The sequence below is a fragment of the Isoptericola sp. NPDC060185 genome (assembly GCF_042728595.1).
Classification (GTDB): domain Bacteria; phylum Actinomycetota; class Actinomycetes; order Actinomycetales; family Cellulomonadaceae; genus Isoptericola.
In genome coordinates, this window is the sequence record NZ_JBHWYY010000178.1 from 1 (window position 1) to 1,007 (window position 1,007).

1 protein-coding gene is annotated in these 1,007 nt (G+C 69.7%); it reads right to left on the reverse strand.

Features of this window, described 5'->3' with window-relative positions; translation table 11 throughout:
• Window positions 1-77 precede the first annotated feature (77 nt).
• A complete protein-coding gene (locus tag ACFWDO_RS21530; protein ID WP_380347236.1) occupies window positions 78-641 on the reverse strand; it encodes a hypothetical protein in 564 nt (187 codons plus the stop codon).
• Window positions 642-1,007: the final 366 nt, after the last annotated feature.

Genomic DNA, 1,007 nt, shown 5'->3' on the forward strand with positions numbered 1-1,007 from the left:
GGGTAGGCGCGGTGTCGGGTTGTGCTCGGGGCACGAGGTGAATCCTGCTACCTCGAGTGCGCTCGAGGTCAAGCGGTTCAGCGGGGGGCGTGGACCAGTGGGGCGAGGAAGCCGGTGAGCTGGGCTCTCGAGGGTTGGCCCAGGCGGCGGCCGAGATAGTCGGGGGCGTCGGCGGCTGCCCGGCAGCGGTCCTGGTCGGTGTTGGCCGGGTTGTCGGAATAGCGTTCGCCGAGCATGGTGGCCTTGGCGACCTCGCGTCCGGTACGGAGTTCGTAGACGGCGATCTCGTAGGTGGCGCGGAAGAGGTTGACGGTGCGCCCCACCGGTGCGCCGGGGGAGGGGCCGTACTGGCAGGTCTGCACGAGGTCGCGCAGTTCCAGCTGCTTCATGCAGGCGATGAGCTGCACGGTCGACGGGTCGTCCGGGTTCCACGCGGTCGGATCGTTCGGGTGGACCATGGTCGTGAGGTCACCGGACAGATAGATCGGGCGCGCGCCGTCGCGCTCATAGGGCGCGGCGTTCGGGAACGGCTTCTTGTCCTCGCCACACATCCGGTCGTAGTCCGACATCTCGAATCGGCTCGCCTGCACCGCCGCGATCGCGAAGAACCCGGCTCCGAACAGCGCGATGAACAGCAGCAAAGCGACACCGGGCCCGACTCGCAGGCCCCGCCTGGGGGCACTCCGCTCCCGAACGGGACGGTTGTGCCACCGCTCGAGCAGTGACGGGCCGTCCCCGCGACGCCACGACCGCCATTTCTGCGAGAGGGTCGGCTGCCGCGTCGTTCGGTCGTGTTCGACCCAATCGGACCAGTGCTCCGGGTGTTGCTGGGGCGCTGGGGTTTCCGGGGAACGATACGACGGTGCGACGGCGGGGGTGTACGCCGGGGAAGGGGTACTTCGCGATTCGGTCTCGCGGGCCGACCCGGCGGCACCGACCGCGGCAGCAGCGCCCGACGCGGCCACTGTACCGACTGCGGGAGCCCACTCGGCAGTGCGGTTTTCGTC